The organism is Hyalangium minutum (genome assembly GCF_000737315.1).
GTDB lineage: Bacteria > Myxococcota > Myxococcia > Myxococcales > Myxococcaceae > Hyalangium > Hyalangium minutum.
On sequence record NZ_JMCB01000005.1, the window covers coordinates 322,277 to 338,753 of the forward strand.

The 16,477-nt window shown below is 67.6% G+C and carries 14 protein-coding genes; 11 read left to right on the top strand and 3 right to left on the bottom strand.

Annotated features, from left to right (window positions below; genetic code table 11):
- Nucleotides 1-10: 10 nt before the first annotated feature.
- A complete protein-coding gene (gene aceB / locus DB31_RS14885; protein ID WP_205628512.1) occupies nt 11-1,588 on the bottom strand; it encodes a malate synthase A in 1,578 nt (525 codons plus the stop codon).
- A 312-nt stretch (nt 1,589-1,900) separates the two neighbouring features.
- On the opposite strand from aceB, the gene DB31_RS14890 reads away from it, so the two are divergent.
- The 3 genes from DB31_RS14890 to fumC all read left to right on the top strand — a co-directional run bounded on the left by DB31_RS14890 (nt 1,901) and on the right by fumC (nt 4,375).
- Nucleotides 1,901-2,260 carry a PspC domain-containing protein gene (locus tag DB31_RS14890; protein WP_044188160.1) on the top strand — a complete coding sequence of 120 codons (360 nt, stop codon included), beginning with the start codon at nt 1,901-1,903 and terminating at the stop codon, nt 2,258-2,260.
- A 56-nt stretch (nt 2,261-2,316) separates the two neighbouring features.
- The gene (locus tag DB31_RS14895; protein WP_044187854.1) at nt 2,317-2,886 is read left to right on the top strand and encodes a Uma2 family endonuclease; all 570 of its coding nucleotides are present in this window, start codon (nt 2,317-2,319) and stop codon (nt 2,884-2,886) included.
- Between the two features lie 91 nt (nt 2,887-2,977).
- Nucleotides 2,978-4,375: a class II fumarate hydratase gene (fumC, locus tag DB31_RS14900; RefSeq protein WP_044187856.1), complete on the top strand. Its 1,398-nt coding sequence runs from the start codon at nt 2,978-2,980 to the stop codon at nt 4,373-4,375.
- 19 nt (nt 4,376-4,394) lie between these two features.
- Here the strand turns inward: fumC and DB31_RS14905 are convergent, their stop codons facing one another.
- Nucleotides 4,395-4,820 carry a hypothetical protein gene (locus DB31_RS14905; protein WP_044187858.1) on the bottom strand — a complete coding sequence of 142 codons (426 nt, stop codon included), beginning with the start codon at nt 4,818-4,820 and terminating at the stop codon, nt 4,395-4,397.
- Between the two features lie 29 nt (nt 4,821-4,849).
- Nucleotides 4,850-5,536 carry a phospholipase D-like domain-containing protein gene (locus tag DB31_RS14910; protein ID WP_044187861.1) on the bottom strand — a complete coding sequence of 229 codons (687 nt, stop codon included), beginning with the start codon at nt 5,534-5,536 and terminating at the stop codon, nt 4,850-4,852.
- Between the two features lie 102 nt (nt 5,537-5,638).
- On the opposite strand from DB31_RS14910, the gene clpP reads away from it, so the two are divergent.
- The 8 genes from clpP to DB31_RS14950 all read left to right on the top strand — a co-directional run bounded on the left by clpP (nt 5,639) and on the right by DB31_RS14950 (nt 16,437).
- Entirely contained in the window at nt 5,639-6,241 is a 603-nt protein-coding gene (gene clpP / locus DB31_RS14915) for an ATP-dependent Clp endopeptidase proteolytic subunit ClpP (protein ID WP_044187864.1), read from the top strand.
- Between the two features lie 111 nt (nt 6,242-6,352).
- The gene (locus DB31_RS14920; protein WP_044187867.1) at nt 6,353-6,703 is read left to right on the top strand and encodes a hypothetical protein; all 351 of its coding nucleotides are present in this window, start codon (nt 6,353-6,355) and stop codon (nt 6,701-6,703) included.
- 702 nt (nt 6,704-7,405) lie between these two features.
- On the top strand, nt 7,406-8,830 hold the full coding sequence (locus DB31_RS14925) for a WGR domain-containing protein (RefSeq protein WP_044187869.1): 1,425 nt from the start codon (nt 7,406-7,408) through the stop codon (nt 8,828-8,830).
- Between the two features lies 1 nt (nt 8,831).
- On the top strand, nt 8,832-11,939 hold the full coding sequence (locus DB31_RS14930; RefSeq protein ID WP_044187871.1) for a WGR domain-containing protein: 3,108 nt from the start codon (nt 8,832-8,834) through the stop codon (nt 11,937-11,939).
- Complete coding sequence (locus tag DB31_RS14935) at nt 11,929-13,575, top strand: SWIM zinc finger family protein (RefSeq protein ID WP_044187874.1); 1,647 nt, start codon at nt 11,929-11,931, stop codon at nt 13,573-13,575. The genes DB31_RS14930 and DB31_RS14935 overlap by 11 nt, the downstream gene beginning before the upstream one ends.
- A 281-nt stretch (nt 13,576-13,856) precedes the next feature.
- Nucleotides 13,857-15,434 carry a reverse transcriptase domain-containing protein gene (locus DB31_RS14940; RefSeq protein ID WP_063769230.1) on the top strand — a complete coding sequence of 526 codons (1,578 nt, stop codon included), beginning with the start codon at nt 13,857-13,859 and terminating at the stop codon, nt 15,432-15,434.
- Between the two features lie 25 nt (nt 15,435-15,459).
- Entirely contained in the window at nt 15,460-15,708 is a 249-nt protein-coding gene (locus tag DB31_RS14945; protein ID WP_044187877.1) for a hypothetical protein, read from the top strand.
- Between the two features lie 105 nt (nt 15,709-15,813).
- Nucleotides 15,814-16,437 (top strand): hypothetical protein, encoded by a 624-nt coding sequence (locus DB31_RS14950; RefSeq protein WP_044187879.1) that lies wholly within the window; start codon nt 15,814-15,816, stop codon nt 16,435-16,437.
- Nucleotides 16,438-16,477: the final 40 nt, after the last annotated feature.

The window sequence follows — 16,477 nt, forward strand, 5'->3', positions numbered from 1 at the left end:
TGATGCGACGTCAGTACTGCGGGTTCAGGGCCTCGTAGGCCGGAAGCGTCAGGAACTCTTCGAAGGTGGGCGTGGTGGACAGGCGAGCGAAGAGCTCGCAGGCCTGGGAGAAACGCTCGACGCCGAAGCGCTCCGGAGCGCCCTCTGACTGCAGCCGGGCGATCTCCTCGGCGAGCACCTGGCGGAACAGCTCCACGGTGACGTGCCGCCCGTCCTCCAGGGTGGCGCCGTGGTGGATCCACTGCCACACCTGAGCGCGGGAGATCTCCGCGGTGGCCGCGTCCTCCATCAGGTTGTAGAGCGGCACGCAGCCCAGTCCCTCGAGCCAGGCGGCCATGTACTGCACGCCCACGAGGATGTTGTGGCGCAGGCCCTCCTCGGTGCGCGTGCCCTGGGGCACGGAGAGCAGCTCCGCCTGCCCGACCTTTACATCCGTGCGCAGGTTGCCGAGCTGGTTGGGGCCCTTCATGTGCGCGTCGAACACGGCACGTGCCACGGGCACCAGGCCCGGGTGGGCCACCCAGGTGCCGTCGTGGCCGTTCTTCACCTCGCGCAGTTTGTCGGCGCGCACCTGGCCAAGCGCGGCCTCATTGGCGGCCGGATCGCTCTTGATGGGGATGAAGGCCGCCATGCCGCCCATGGCGTGAACGCCGCGCCGGTGGCACGTCTGGATGAGCAGCCGCGAGTAGGCATCCAGGAACGACTTGTCCATCGTCACCTGCTTGCGGTCAGGCAGCAGGAAGGACGGATCCGCCTGGAGCTTCTTGATGTAGCTGAAGATGTAGTCCCAGCGGCCGCAGTTCAGGCCAGCCGAGTGCTCGCGCAGCTCATGGAGGATCTCGTGCATCTCGAACGCCGCGGGCAGCGTCTCGATGAGCACAGTGGCCTTGATGGTGCCGCGAGGAATCCCCAGCTCGCTCTGGGCCAGGAGGAACACGTCGTTCCACAGCCGGGCCTCCAGGTGGCTCTCCATCTTCGGCAGATAGAAGTAGGGGCCAGTTCCGCGGGCCAGCTGCTCCTGGGCGTTGTGGAAGAAGAAGAGGCCGAAGTCGAAGAAGGCGCCCGGTACGGGCTTGCCGTCCACCTCGAGGTGGCGCTCGGGCAGGTGCCAGCCTCGAGGCCGGACGAAGAGCACCGCCGTCTTCTCGTGGAGTTCGTAGTGCTTGCCATTCCCGGCATCGAAGGAGATCTCCCGGCGGACGGCGTCCATCAGGTTGATCTGCCCACGCACCACGTTGTCCCAGGTGGGGCTGTTGGCGTCCTCGAAGTCCGCCATGAAGACGTTGGCGCCCGAGTTGAGCGCGTTGATGATCATCTTCCGCTCCACCGGGCCGGTGATCTCCACGCGGCGGTCGAGCAGCTCCTGGGGAACCGGAGCCACCTTCCAATCCCCCTCGCGGAGGGCCTTCGTCTCCGGGAGGAAGTCGGGGCGCTGGCCCCGGCTGAAGGCCGCCTGACGCTCCTGGCGGCGGGCCAGCAGTGCTTCGCGGCGGGCCCCGAACGTCCGGGTCAGCTTCGCGACGAACGCGAGCGCTTCGGGAGTGAGCACGGACGCGTAGTCCGGGGACCAGATACCTCGCAGCACCATGCCGGGGCCGAGAGTCGGTGGCTTGGGAGAGGACACGGGATCTCGCACGGGAACTCCTCGACGTGCCGCGTTGTAAAAGGCTGTAGCGGGTTCGAAAATGCGCACGTCAGAGGGGATTGTGAAGCTTCGTGTGAAAAGGATGCCTGCCTGCCTGTAAGGATGTCAACACGTTCTGTAGCTAACTTGTAAATCGGCAAACGGAGCGGGAGCAGGCGAGGAAGGGCCCACGCAATGAGCGGAGCAGGTCTGCGTAGGTAGGGATGAGCGCCGGGATTCACAAGGCACATCCGGCTTGTGCGAAAGGACGACGTCATGGACACCACGAAGCGCTGTGTTGCCTGCGCGATGGAGCTGAGGGACGAAGCGACGAAGTGCCCTCACTGCCACGCGTTCCAGCCGGGCGCGGTGATGCACCGGGGTGGTGAGGGTCGGCGGCTGCTGGGCGTGTGCCTGGCGCTCGGCCGTCAACTCGGGATCGACGTGGCGTTGGTGCGTGTGGCGTTCGTCATCGCCCTGGTAGTTACAGGCGGCGCAACGCTGGCGGTGTACTTCCTGCTGTGGGCCTTCACTCCTCCGTCGGCCATCGGCAAGGCTCCCATCCAGCGGGTGGCGGACTGGCTGACGGGCCCCTCCGAGGGCACGAGTGAGCCCCGGGTCGAACGCCGGGTCTGACCCACTGGGTGAGCTGAGGGCTTGAGAATGTAACAGGTAGGGGGCATGCTGTAGCCATGCCCGCTCGCCCTGTTCCGCTGCTGGATGACACCTCCCCTGCCCTGGGAGCGTTTCCCTCCAACCTGGTGGCGGAGATTCTCGGAGGGGAACTGGTCGACAGCCCTCGGCCCCGCGTGCTGCAGACGCTGGCGGCCTCGGCCATCTTGGGGGAACTGCTCGGGCCCTATGTGAGGGGGCAGGGAGGGCCCGGGGGCTGGCTGCTGCTGTTCGGGCCGGAGCTTCACCTCGTGGGGGGCGAGGTGGTGGTGCCCGACCTGGCGGGTTGGCGCCGCGAGCGGCTGCCCGAGGCGCCGGACGTGACGGTGATGACGCTGACTCCGGACTGGGTCTGTGAGGTGCTCTCACCCGAGACGGTGGCGCTCGATCGAGGCGTGAAGATGCTGGCCTACGCGCACGCGGGTGTGGAGCACGTGTGGCTGGTCGACCCGGATCTGCAGTCGCTGGAGGTCTACCGCCACGAGGACGGCGCCTGGTCGCTGCTCGGCGTGCATGAAGGGGCCCAACGTGTGAAGGCCGAGCCCTTCGGCGGGATGGAGCTGGAGCTGAGCCTGCTCTGGCAGCGCTAGTTCACGGCTGGACGCTCACTTTTGGGCGGGCTCAGCGGACGAGGATGCAGGGCGAGGTTCCGTGGTAGGCGCCGGAGCAGGAGGCCTGCCCGTGAGCACGAAGAACGTTCGCATCGAGAAAGACACCTTCGGTCCCATTGAAGTGCCCGCTGATCACCTCTGGGGCGCGCAGACGCAGCGCAGCCGTCAGAACTTCGCCATCTCCACCGAGCGCATGCCGCCCGCGCTCATCCGTGCGCTGGTGCTGGTGAAGAAGGCTGCGGCGCTGGTGAACATGGAGAACGGCACGCTCGACAAGCAGAAGGGCGAGGCCATCGTGAAGGCGGCGGACGAGGTGCTCGCGGGCCAGCACGATGACGAGTTCCCTTTGCTGGTGTGGCAGACGGGGAGCGGCACGCAGACGAACATGAACTGCAACGAGGTGCTGGCGAACCGCGCCTCGGAGGTGCTCGGCGGCGAGCGCGGCGAGGGCCGCCGGGTGCACCCGAACGACGACGTGAACAAGGGGCAGAGCTCCAACGACGTGTTCCCCACGGCGATGAGCGTGGCGGCGGCGCAGGCGGTGGTGGGCAACGTGCTGCCGGAGCTGAAGGAGCTGCGGGACGTGCTGGCCGCCAAGTCAGCGGCCTTCCGGGACATCGTGAAGGTGGGCCGCACGCACCTGCAGGATGCCACGCCGCTGACGCTGGGCCAGGAGTTCAGCGGGTACGTGGCGCAGCTGGACCACGCGCGAGGGCACCTCGAGCGCACGCTGCCGCACCTGTACGAGCTGGCGCTGGGAGGCACGGCGGTGGGCACGGGGCTCAACGCGCCCAAGGGCTACGCCGAGCGAGTGGCGCAGGAGATCGCCCGGCTGACGGGGCTCCCGTTCGTGACGGCGCCGAACAAGTTCGAGGCGCTGGCCGCCAATGACGCGCTGGTGCAGGCGCATGGGGCGCTCAAGGGGCTGGCGGCGGTGCTGTTCAAGATTGCCAACGACGTGCGGTGGCTGGCATCCGGGCCGCGCTCGGGCATCGGCGAGCTGACGATTCCGGAGAACGAGCCGGGCAGCTCCATCATGCCGGGCAAGGTGAACCCGACGCAGTCCGAGGCGATGACGATGCTGTGCGCTCAGGTGATGGGGAACGACGTGGCCATCAGCGTGGGCGGGGCCTCGGGGAACTTCGAGCTGAACGTCTTCAAGCCGCTCATCGTCCACAACTTCCTGCAGAGCTGCAGGCTGCTGGCGGACGGGATGCGCAGCTTCCGGCTGCACTGCGCGGTGGGCATCGAGCCGAACCTGCCGAGGCTGAAGGAGAACCTGGAGCGCTCGCTGATGCTGGTGACGGCGCTCAACCCGCACATCGGCTACGACAACGCGGCGAAGATCGCCAAGAAGGCGCACAAGGAAGGGAAGACGCTCAAGGAGGTGGCCGTGGAACTGGGGCTGCTCACAGCCGAGCAGTTCGACCAGTGGGTGCGCCCCGAGAAGATGATCGGCAACCTCTAGGGTGAGGCGCGCCGGGGGGCTAAATTTTCGGGCGCAGCCCCTCGGTTCCCGGGATCATGATGTACCACTTGCCGTCGTGGTACTTCAGGGCGAGGGTGTCCGAGCAGTCGTTGTCGTGGGGCATCTCGCCGAGCGCGCGGAACGTGGCGGTGCACTTGAACCGCACCACGGCGTCCTCATCGGGGCGGGTGATGAGCGACTCCTCGATGGAGAGGTCGATGTCCTGAATGTCCTGGTAGATGCTGTAGTAGAAGGCCGCCGCCTTGCCGGGCCCGCCAGACTTCTGGAGGCTGCCGGGATCGAGCATCTCGTGGAGGGTCATCCACTCCTGGGCCTCGATGGCGGAGTAGAAGGACTTCACCGTGCCCTCGGGGCTGCTCTTGGGGCCGTAGCAGCCGGTGAACAGGGTCAGGGCCAGGACAGGGATCAGTGCTGCGCGTGACATGTCCTCTTTCTTACTCCAATCCGGCGGCGTTACTCCAGCGTGGCCCAGAGGTCATCGAAGGCGCGGCAGAAGGGCTGGACGAGGCGCGGGTCATCCGACACCAGTACGTTCTCGTGGTTCACATCGGCGGCGGAGCGGGTCCAGTTGTAGCTGCCGGTGAGCAGGCGCAGCCGGTCGAAGACGGCGAACTTGTGGTGCATGTGGGATGGAGCGTGGTCCAGGCGGACGGGGATGCCCGCGTCGCGCAGGCGCTGGAGGTCCGAGCCCGGGTCGAGCGCCTTGTCGTCGTCGCTCAGCACCCGGACCCGGATGCCGCGCTGGTGGGCGTTCACCAGGGCTCGGGCCAGGCGGTCATCTGTCACGGTGAAGACACACACATCGATGGAGCCCCGGGCCTCCTCGATGAGCTTGACGATGGCGCGCAGGGGTCCGTCGCCAGGGGAGAAGTGGGCCTCGGTGCGAGAGGCCTCGGGGACTCGGCGGGTGGGGAGCAGGGCCTGGATGGCCTCTTCGAGCCAGGAGATGACTTCCCGAGCGCGTGGGTCGGTGACGGACTCCCGGGCGAGGGCAAAGGCGCGGGAGCGGAACAGGGCGAGCACGGCCTCGCTTGCCCGCCTGTCATCGAGGACGGCCTGGAGAGCCTTGCGCTCCGAGCGGGTGAGCTGGCGGTCCGCCAGGGTGGCCGTGAGGATGGCGTCGATCTCGGAGGTGTCCATGGGGTTCCCAGCGGGGCGCAGGGGGGCCGATCGTAACGCAGCGCACGCTCTGGAAAGAACAGGCGAGCATGCGGGACGGAGGGGGATTAGGGTAGGGGAGCCATGAACATCCCCTTCGTCATCGAGACTACGCACCGCGGCGAGCGGGCGTATGACCTCTACAGCCGGCTCCTGAAGGACCGGATCATCATCCTGGGTACGCCGATCAACGATGAGGTGGCCAACGTCATCGTGGCGCAGATGCTGTTCCTGGAGTCTGAGGACCCGGACAAGGGCATCAACCTGTACATCAACTCGCCGGGCGGGGTGGTGACAGCGGGCCTGGCCATCTATGACACGATGCAGTACGTGAAGTGCCCGGTGTCGACGATCTGTATTGGGCAGGCGGCGTCGGCGGCGTCGCTGCTGCTGCTGGCGGGCACGAAGGGCAAGCGCTACGCGCTGCCGAACGCGCGCATCATGATTCACCAGCCGCTCGGCGGGGCGCAGGGCCAGGCGACGGACATCGACATCCAGGCGAAGGAGATCCTGCGCCTGAAGGCCTACATCAATGGGCTGATGGTGAAGCACACGGGCCACACCATCGAGCGCATCGAGAAGGATACGGAGCGCGACTACTTCATGAGCGCCGAGGATGCCCGGCAGTACGGCATCATCGACGAGGTGGTGGTGAAGCAGGGCGTGCCGGTGCCGAACAAGGCATAAGGCGGTCGGCGTAGGTTCTGCGCGAGCAGGAGGGAGGGTGCAGGCTTTGCGCCCTCCTTCTGGCGTGCGGGTGGGAGAGGCCGTGGCACGGCGCATGCTCTACCTTGGAGCATGATCCGCCTGAGCCTGCCCTCCCTGATTGTGACTGCTTCCTTGCTTGCGGCCGCGTGCGCCACTCCGGCAACGGGTCGTCCTCCTCAGCCTCCCGCCTCGCCGACAGTGCAGGCGGAGATGGGGCAGCGCGAGGTTCTCCAGGCTGGCGAGGAGTACGCCCGCCTGCAGGGATACGCGGTGGCGGGCAAGCAGGAAGTTGTCGAGCTTCGGCCCAACTACTGGAGGCTGAGGTTCGGATTGGCCGAGCGGCACTCGGGCAAGTTGCTGAGCCTGGAGTTCGACGGGGCTTCGCGCTCGGTGGTGCGCGAGGAGATCATCCCCGAGACAGGAACACAGCAGAGCCCGTGAACCGCGGGCTTCGGTTCAAGGCCCACAGCCAAGGGGTACAGGTCGCGGGTCCCTCGGCTCGGTGCGGGGCCCCCCGTCAGCGGACGGGTCCTCCCGCACCGGCCGTCCCGCTCTCTCAAGGTCCTCTGAATGAGGCCACGGGCCTCAGGTTAGTCCTCGGCGCCAGTGGCACCCGCGACTTGTCGTTGCTGCCACTCCTTGTAGCTCTCGCCGGACGCTGCCACCTTCCACATGTCTCGTCCGTTCACGCTCGTCCCCGCAACGGCAACGGCCGCCGCTGTCGGTGAGCGGTGGAGCCGTTCTGGATGATGAACGAGCCCTTCTCCAGAAGTCTTTCTTCGAATCGTGGTTCTTGAGGCGAGCCCAGACGTCGTCCGCCTCTCCGACGTAGACCGTTGTCTCGAACGATCGATCCTCCGAAGGACCCACCAGCACATAGATCCCGGTGTTCTGGATCTCCTCACGTTTGCCAAGCCGATCGAGTTCCATGCGCGGAGCTACCAGCACCTGCCCCGTCCACATCCCCACCTCAGCAGTGCGGAGTCCCTGCAGCGCAACCGAAGAACCTACTGGCAGCGCGTCAGCGAGACACTCGCTTTCTGCTACCCAGCCTCTCGGATCCTCCATGCGCAAGCCGGGACTTCCGGAATGTCAGCGGGTGCGGCTAGGCTCCTGCTCGTTCGCCTGGAGGGGTTTACCGGCATGGCTGATCAGCTGACGTACCTGGAGCTTTCGGAAGACGGCGGTAGCTCGCACAAGTTCTACGAAGTCAAAGTGGAAGGAAAGAAGCTCTCCATCCGCTTCGGCCGCATCGGGGACTCCGGTCAGCTCAAGGTCACCGACTTCCCCAGCGCCGACAAGGCCCTCGCCGAAGCCCAGAAGAAGATCGCCGAGAAGACCAAGAAGGGCTACGCCCCCGCCGTCATGGGCGCCCGCAAGAAGCGCTCCATCACCCGCCGCGAGATCACCAGCGGTAGCTCTACCGCCAAGCAGTCTCCCATCCTCTGGAAGTTTGGCACCGGCGAGCGCGCCTTCGGCATCTTCGTCGACGACGCCCGCTGCTGGGTCGGTAACGAGAGCGGCAACATCTACTCGCTCAGCCACGACGGCAAGGTCCTCAACCAGTTCCGTCTCCCCGACGGCGTCAAGTGCATCGTCGCCGATGACCGCTGGCTGTACGCCGGCTGCGATGACGGCAACGTGTACGATCTCAGTGGCAAGGTGCCTCGCAAGGCCTACGAGATCGCCGAAGACGTCGACATCTTCTGGCTCGACATCAAGGATGCCGTGCTCGGCGTCTCCGACGCCAACGGCAAGCTCACCGCCATCAACCACGAGGATGAGTCCGTCTGGTCCCGCCAGAGCAAGGGAACCCACGCGTGGATGGTCCGCTGCGATGAGGTCGGCATGTACCACGGCCACGCCAAGGGCGTGACCATGTACGACTGGGAGGACGGCAGCGAGATCTGGTCCAAGCCTACTCAGGGCCACGTCATGTTCGGCTGGCAGGAGGAATCCTCCATCTACGCCTGCACCAACACCGGCTATGTCCACCGCTTCTCCAAGAAGGGGGACGTGGGGCCTGTCATGAAGTGTGACGCGGCCGTGTTCTCGTGCGCCGCCGTGGAGGATGGGAAGTACGTCTTCGCGGGCGACAACATGTCCAGCATCTACTGCTTCAATGACAAGGGCGAGCGCCTGTGGAAGCTGTCCACCGGCTGCGGCTCCGCCTTCTCCATGCAGTTCTTCAAGGACCGGCTCTACCTCGTCACCACCGACGGCTCCCTGGCCTGCATCGATGCCAGCGAGGCCGCCATCCAGGCCGCCCAGAAGGGCTCTGTTCCCAAGCCCGTCACCGTCAAGGCTCCCAAGCCGCTCGCCGCCGCTCAGGTCGGCACGGTGGAAACCACCCGCAGCGCGGGCTCGGGCGTCATCGTCGAGTGCTACGAGGACGGTGGCCACGTGCGCGTGCGTGTCACCTCCTCGGGGTACAACAAGAACTGGCACGTGCAGTTCCCCAAGGACATCCGCGAGGCGGGCTCCCGCTTCGTCGTCGAGGGCGTGCGTGAGTCCGCGCGCGGCGGTTTCTACCGCGCCTACGGTGACATCAAGAAGCTGGTGAGCTGACGTGAAGCTGATCGAGCAGGTGACCCTGCTCTTCCAGGAAGGGAAGAGCGACAAGGTGTACGAGGTGGACCTGCTCGAAGTGGGTGCAGGCCAGTACGTCGTCAACTTCCGCTACGGCCGACGCGGCACCGCCCTCAAGGACGGCACCAAGACCCCCGCGCCCGTCTCCATGGCCGAGGCGCGGAAGGCCTACGACAAGCTCGTCCAGTCCAAGCTGGACACGGGCTACGTGCGCGCGGGCCACCCGTCTACCGGGCTGCCTCCGCCTGCTCCTCGGCCTGCGGCTCCCACGCCTGTCGCTGCTGGGGGATCCGCCGCCGCGGCTGCCCCGGGGGCACCGGCTGCACCTCCGGGGGCTTCGGCCCGGGAGCGCATCCTGCTCCAGCAACTCACCCAGGAGGCCAGCACTCGCCGGTGGTTCCGCTCCACCGAGGTGCGCGCGACGGCTCGTCCCCTGGAACGCGTCATCTGGCGAGTGGGCGAGCTTCGTATCCGTGCCGCCGAGCCCATCCTGTTGCCCATGTTGGAGCGGGCCACTCCGCTGCGCGCCTACTGCCTCGCCGCGGCGCTCGGGCGGCTGGGCTCGGCGCAATCCGTGGCGGCGCTCGGGCGGCTCTATGGAGATGCCGGGACGCCGGACATGGTCCGCCGCATCGCCACCGAGGCGCTGCTCCAGCTCTCCGATGAAGCCACCCGCCGCGAGTTCCGTCAGGACTTGATGGGCAAGCTGCCCCCGGTGCTTCGCGACGCTGCTCAGGCGGGGAATGCGGAACTCTTCGGCCAGGAGCTCGACAAGCACCTCTCCAGTGGGAAGGACCCGTACGCGGTGCTGGAGACGGTGTACCTGGTGGACTCGGAGGCCGTGCGGCCCGCGCTGCTGCGCGTGCTGCGGACCGCTCCCTTCCAGCGCGGTGCCGTGAAGGCCCTGCGCCACGTCTTCAAGATGGCCGAGTACCGCCGCGATGGCGAGGTGTTCGGCATCATCGCCTGGCGCTATGAGAAGGAGCGCTCCACCAACCGCAGCAGCCGCGACGGCTTCGCCAAGTCCACGCGCCTGTTCCTGCGCCGCCGCATCTGGCGCACCCTGCGGCGGATGGGGCAAATCGAGGACTCTGAGTTCGTGAAGATGGCCGTGGGTGTGTTGCTGGCCTTCACCGACGCGGACGCCGTGCCCGAGCTCACCACGAGCACTGGATATGGCGCCAGACGCGAGCAGCACTTTTGGGGACCGTTCGCTCCCTACTGGGCCTTCAACCACCTGCTCTACGGGAACAGCCGGTACCTCGAGCCGGTGGACCACAAGCTCGCCTTCTATTCGAAGTGGAAGCCCTCCTCGCAGCAGGACGTCCGGACTCGCGAGGAGAGCTTCCCCGCGCTGTGGGACCGGACACCTCAAGGGCTGATGCACCTGCTCGACGAGAGCCGCTGCGCTCCCGTGCACACGTTCGCGGCTCGCGCGCTGCGCTCCCTGCCCGCGTTCCTCGCCCAGCTCGACGAGGATGCGGTCGCGATGCTGCTCGAGAAGCCCTATGCGCCCACCGCTCAGCTCGGCTTGGACCTGGCTGTCGAGCGGGTCAATGCGCGCGGGGAGCCTCGGGCGCTGGTGCTCGCGGCGGCGCGCTCGCCGTACGCGCCTGCCCGTCAGCAGGCCTTCCGGTGGTTGGACGCACTGCGGGAGGTGTTGCTGAAGGACCTGGGCTTCCTCGCCGCGCTGGCCATCTCTCCGCAGACCGAGACCCGGCAGTATGTGGCCAACATCCTGCGTGGCTCCGTCCTGCCCGATGACGTGGCCGAGGCGTTCATCCGCCACCTGCTTCAGGCCGCCCGGAAGCTGGGCCCCAATGATGGTCCGCTGGCCGCCGATGTGAAGCAGCTGGTGCTTGCCGCGCTGGGACCTCTGGGCAGGCCGCCAGGGACCGAAGTCCTTATAGAGCTGCTTGGCCATCCGCTCGTCGAGATTCAGGAGCTGGGCGGTGAGCTGCTTCTGCGCCGGGACCTGCGCACCGAGCCGGTGCCTCCCGAGGTGCTTGGCCACCTGCTGCAGTCCGCGAGTGCCTCGCTGCGCACCCTCGGCCTGCGCTTGCTGGGGAAGATGCCGGACGAGGCGTTCCGCGCGAACGAGGCCGTGCTCGGGCGGCTGGCCTCCAGTCCTCACCCGGATGTGCGGCAGGGGATTCGTCCACTGCTCGGGCGGCTCATCGCCCTGGATGCACAGGCCGGCGCGCGGGTGGTGGAGCTGCTCGTGGCGGCGCTTCTCCGCCGGCGGCTTCCCGAGGGCGTGCCGGAGCACGTCGCGAGCCTGCTCAGCGGCGAGCTGGCGGCCGCGTTCCACACCGTTCCCGCCGAGACGGTCTGGCGGCTGCTGGACTCCGAGGATGGCACGGCGCAGACCCTGGGCGGAGAGCTGCTCGAGAAGCGCGGTGATGCGCTGACGGTGGATGTGCCTCGGGCTGTGAAGCTGGCCGGGCATGACGTGCTCAAGGTTCGCGAGTGGGCTTGGCGCTGGCTCGAGGGTCACGTGGCCGACGTGCGCGCGGATCTGGCCACGGCGGTGCGGCTGCTCGACACGCGCTGGGACGATGCCCGCGCTTTCGCCTTCCGCTACTTCCGCGACCGCTTCGCCCCCGAGGACTACACCCTGGAGGTGCTCGTCTCCGTGGCGGACAGCGTGCGGCCCGATGTGCAGACCTTCGGCCGGGAGATGCTGGCGCGCTCGTTCCGCGAGTCGGACGGGCCGGAGCTGCTGCTGCGCCTCTCCGAGCACCCCACGCCCGCCGTGCAGCTCTTCGCCACGCACTACCTGGACCGCTTCGCAGGCGGTAGCGTGGCCATGGTGGAGAAGCTGGTGCCGTACTTCCATCGCGTGCTGAACCAGGTGAACAAGGGTCGCGCCGCGCGCAGCCGCGTGCTGGAGTTCCTCCGCAAGGAGGGGCGGCGCGATGAGGTCTCCGGCCGCCATGCCATGGACGTGCTGCACCGATTGTCAGCGACCATTGCTATAGAGAATCGCGCCGCGGCGCTGGAGGCCATGCTCGCCATCGGGAAGGCGCAGCCTGCCGTCCCACTGCCCGTGCGCTTGAAGCCGGTGGAGGTCCGTCGTGGAGTTTGAGTACGCCTATCGGGGCAACACCGCCGTCGAGCACCGGGGCGACCGCACCGAGCTGTCCTTCTCGCCGGACACCAAGCGCCCTCCCACGTACTTCTCCGGCGACCTGCGCCAGAACGTCGCCTTCCGCGAGGCCATCTCCGCCCTGCACAGCGTGGTGGTCTCGGATCTGCGCTTCAAGCCCAAGGACAAGACGGCCTACAAGGCCTGGGCCGCCAAGCAGGAGGATGCGGACCTCGACGCCATCTTCGCCCAGCGTCAGCAGGTGGCCAGCCGCCTCAAGGTCCTGCGCGAGGAGCTAACGGAGCTGGAGCGGCAGAGCGCTCGCCGCATGGGGCCGTTCCTGGAGGCCCGGCGCCGCTACTTCAATTACCTCTACGAGCGGAACAAGGACTTCTGGTTCGTGCTCGACCCAGTCATCACCGTTCACCCGGATGAGGCCTTTTTCGAGTGCTTCAGCCAGGACGAGTCCAGCTACGGCCGGCTCGGTGCCAGCTACGAGGTGTTCCAGAACGTCGGCGAGTTCTCCTGCGGCACCACCAACATCGATTACTCGTCGCCGCTGTATGACGAGTTCCAGAAGATCCGCTCGTACAAGAAGACGCGCTTCGAGGTGGACCCCACGGGCTTCACCACGAAGACGGGCGAGGACGCCGCCTACAAGGAAGTGAAGATCGACCTGCCGGACTCGTGGGTGCGCGGGTTCCTGCAGGTGAACTCGGCCATGAGCCTGCCGGCCACGCGCGTCACCCTGCACCCCATGGACGTGCACAACTTCCTCTTCGTGCTCAAGCGGCGCAAGGAGAAGAAGGGCCCGCGCTCCATGCGTTACCAACTCAAGCCCGGCCAGCCGGTGAAGGTCCTCTTCGAGCCGTGGAACCTCGAGGTGACGTGCCCCCGTTCCATTTACGAGGGCGAGGGCTCGCACGACATCCGCGTCTGGGGCCGCCGCCGCCTGCTCATCCTCGAGCGGCTCATTCCCGTGGCCAAGCGCTTCACCGTGCACCTGCTGGGCAGCGGCATGCCGTCCTTCTATGTCGCGGACCTCGGAGATTTGTCCTTCACCCTCGGGCTCTCCGGGTGGACGGCGAACGACTGGTCCACCGCGGGCAACTTCGACCTGATGGCCCCTCGCACCGAGGTGGATGAGTTCACCCGGCGCCGCGTCTTCGACGCGCTGAAGGAGACGTGGCGCGAGCCGCCGGAGGCGCTGGCTGCGCGGCTCGGGCTGGACCGGGCCACGGTGCTCGGAGCGCTCGGCGCGTACACGCAGGCGGGCCGCGCCATCTGGGACTTGAACAAGAACGTGTACCGCGCCCGCGAGCTGAGCCGCGAGCCCCTGCCCATGGAGAAGCTGCGGTTCTCCAATGAGCGCGAGGAGAAGGCCACGCGCTTCCTCGATGCGAAGGCGGTGATGGTGCAGGCGCAGCCGTCGAATGTGGATGGCTCGCTGGAGCTCAAGGGCACGGTGCGCGAGGCCACCAAGGTGCAGCGCGCCGCTTTGCGGCTCGATGGGGATCAGCGTATGGTCTCCGCCGAGTGCACCTGCAACTTCTTCCAGCAGAACAAGTTGTTCAAAGGGCCTTGCGAGCATCTGCTCGCGCTGAGGCTCCAGCACTCGAGGTCCTATCGGACATGAAGAGACGGAGGGTTCGCGCACGCGGCGGTCAGAGGGCGGTACCTTGCAACCTGGGCGGCGTTTCGCCGTCCTTGCCTGATGGCCTGTGATGCATCACTGGCCCGCTCTTGACTGTGCCGTAGCTCCCTACCCCAGGCGTATGGCGGTGTGGATTCCGTAAATCCATAGCGCCCGGGGTAGGGGCTACGGCTTGAGTCGAGACGAGCCAGTCCAGAGAGCAGTACGAAGGTGCTCTCGGACCGCTGCGTGGGCGGACCCTCCCAGCTCTTCATGACAACGTCATGGCCCAACAACCTCCCCGCAACCGGCAGGAGCTGTACGAGCGAATCCAGTCCACCTCCAAGGAGGAGGTTGTCCTGGAGGAGATGGTGCGGCTGGGCTTCTGGCCCGAGCGCAGCGGCGCTCCGGGAGACCCGCGGGACGAGGTGCATCGCAAGGCGGAGCTGCAGGCCCAGATTCGCGCGCTGACCACCGAGCAGTCCCGCCTGGGCAACCTGGAGCGGCTGAAGAAGGAGCTGCGCAAGAAGCGGCTCGCCGAGAGCAAGCGCAAGCAGAAGGAGACGAAGGAGCGCCACGAGCGCGAGCGCGTGGCCCGCGCCGAGGCGTGGAAGGCTCGCAAGGCGAAGGAGATTCTGTTCCTCGGGCGCGGGGTGTCAGGCGGGCTGAACCAGCGCACCCCGGACGCGGCGAAGCTGGAGCGCCAGGGGCTGCCGAAGCTGGAGACGCCCGAGGTGCTGGCCCAGGCCCTGGGGCTCACGGTGGGCCAGCTGCGCGGGCTCTCGTACGCGCGGGGCGTATCCACGCGGACGAACTACGTGCGCTTCGCCCTGCCGAAGAAGACGGGCGGCATGCGGCTCATCTCCGCGCCGCTGCCTCGGCTGAAGGCGGCGCAGCACTGGGTGCTCGCGAACGTGCTGGAGAAGGTGGCGGTGCACGACGCGGCGCATGGCTTCCGGGCCGGGCGCTCCATCGTCAGCAACGCGAAGCCGCACGTGGGCGCGGCGGTGGTGGTGAACCTGGACCTGAAGGACTTCTTCCCCACGGTGGTGTACCCCCGGGTGAAGGGCTTCTTCGTGAAGCTGGGGTACAGCGAGGCGACGGCCACGGCGCTGGCGCTGCTGTGCACCGAGCCGGATGTGGAAGAGGTGGAGCTGGATGGGCAGCGCTACTTCGTGGCGCAGGGAGGCCGCAGGCTGCCTCAGGGCGCGCCGACTTCTCCGGCGCTGACGAACCTGCTGTGCCGGCGGCTCGACCGGCGGCTGCTGGGCGCGGCGAAGAAGCTGGGCTTCACGTACACGCGCTACGCGGATGACCTGACGTTCTCCGTGCCCAAGGGTGGTACCGGGGACGTGGGGAAGATGCTGCGGCTGGTCCGGTTCGTCGTCCACAAGGAGGGCTTCGTCCCGCATCCCGAGAAGACGCGGGTTCTGCGGCGGGGCGGGCAGCAGGAGGTGACGGGCGTCGTCGTCAACGACAAGCCCGGCGTGGACCGTGAGACGCTGCGGCGCTTCCGGGCCCTGCTGCACCAGCTCGAGAAGACCGGGCCTGCGGGCAAGAAGTGGAACGGCTCGACGGACGTCATCGCCTCCGCCGTGGGCTTCGCCAACTACGTGGCCATGGTGGACCCGGTGAAGGGCAAGGTCTTCCAGGACAAGGCTCGCGCGCTGGAGCTGAAGTACGGGCGCAAGACGGTGATGCCGCCGCGGCCCAAGCCCGGGGCATCTCCGAAGCCGGGGGCGGCGGCGGCACCCGCGAGCGCGCCGGTCCCGTCCGGGACAGCCGGGAGCGAGGCGCCGAAGTCCGAGGAGCCTTCGGATCCGAGCGATGCGCCAAAGAAGAAGTGGTGGAAGCTTTTCTGAGCCCGAGCCTTCGAGGAGGGTGAGTGTGGACGGTCAGGCGGCGTTGATCTTCGTGGGCGTGGTGGTGGGCGTCGTGGTCCTCGGGCTGCTGCTCCGAGGCACGGAGGCTCAGCGGCTGCGGCGGGCCTGGTTCCGCAACACGCCCCTGCCCCGGGCCCAAGCCGAGGAGTCGCTCGCGCGCCACCTCATGGCGAACAAGGAGCGGTTCCCCGGCCGCACCGAAGCTTGGTACCTGAAGAAGATCCTCTCGGACCTCAAGCGCGACCGGCGCTGACTTCTCCGGCACCCCGGAGGAGCAGCTGCATCAGTTCACCACCCGTGAATGGGAATACTCGGAGCCTCGCGCGGTTTTCCACGGTTCGTTAGCCTCTGAGGAACCATGGACCACCACCACCTCGAGTCGCGGATGGAGCTGTTGGAGCGCAGCTACCGGCGCATGCAGGGCGTGGCCCTAGGGGCGCTGGCCCTGGCTGCACTGGGACTGGGCGCCGCCTTGCTTCGAGGGCAGGGTGGGGCGCTGGAGGTGTCCCGGCTGACACTGACGGATGCGCAGGGGCGCCCGCGCGCCACGCTCGCGGCCGAGGCAGATGGGAGCACGGGCCTGGTGCTCAATGACGCGGCGGGCAATCCCCGGGCCCTGCTCGGCATCTCCGCGGATGGCTCGCCGAAGCTTCGCTTCTCCACCGCCGAGGGGCTCGCGCTCGCCGAGCTCACTGTGTACTCGGACGAGGCGCCGCGGCTGGCGTTCGCGAAGAAGGGCGGCGCGGAGTTCTTCGCCGTGGGCATGTTCCCGGATGGCTCGTCCCGGCTGGAGCTGGCGGACGAGGACGGCCGGCCGCGCGCCATCCTCGGAGCGGACGAGCACGGCTCGCCGGGGTTGCTGCTCGTGGACCGGCTGGGGCAGCCCCGGGCACAGCTCCGCGTGTCCCCCTCCAACAGCGCCAGCCTGGTGCTGGAGGGGCACGATGGCGAGGTGTTCCGCGCGCCCTCCAGCGTGCAGTGAGGCGGGCTAGTTAGTGCTCCCCGGATTGCCTCGTGTTCAA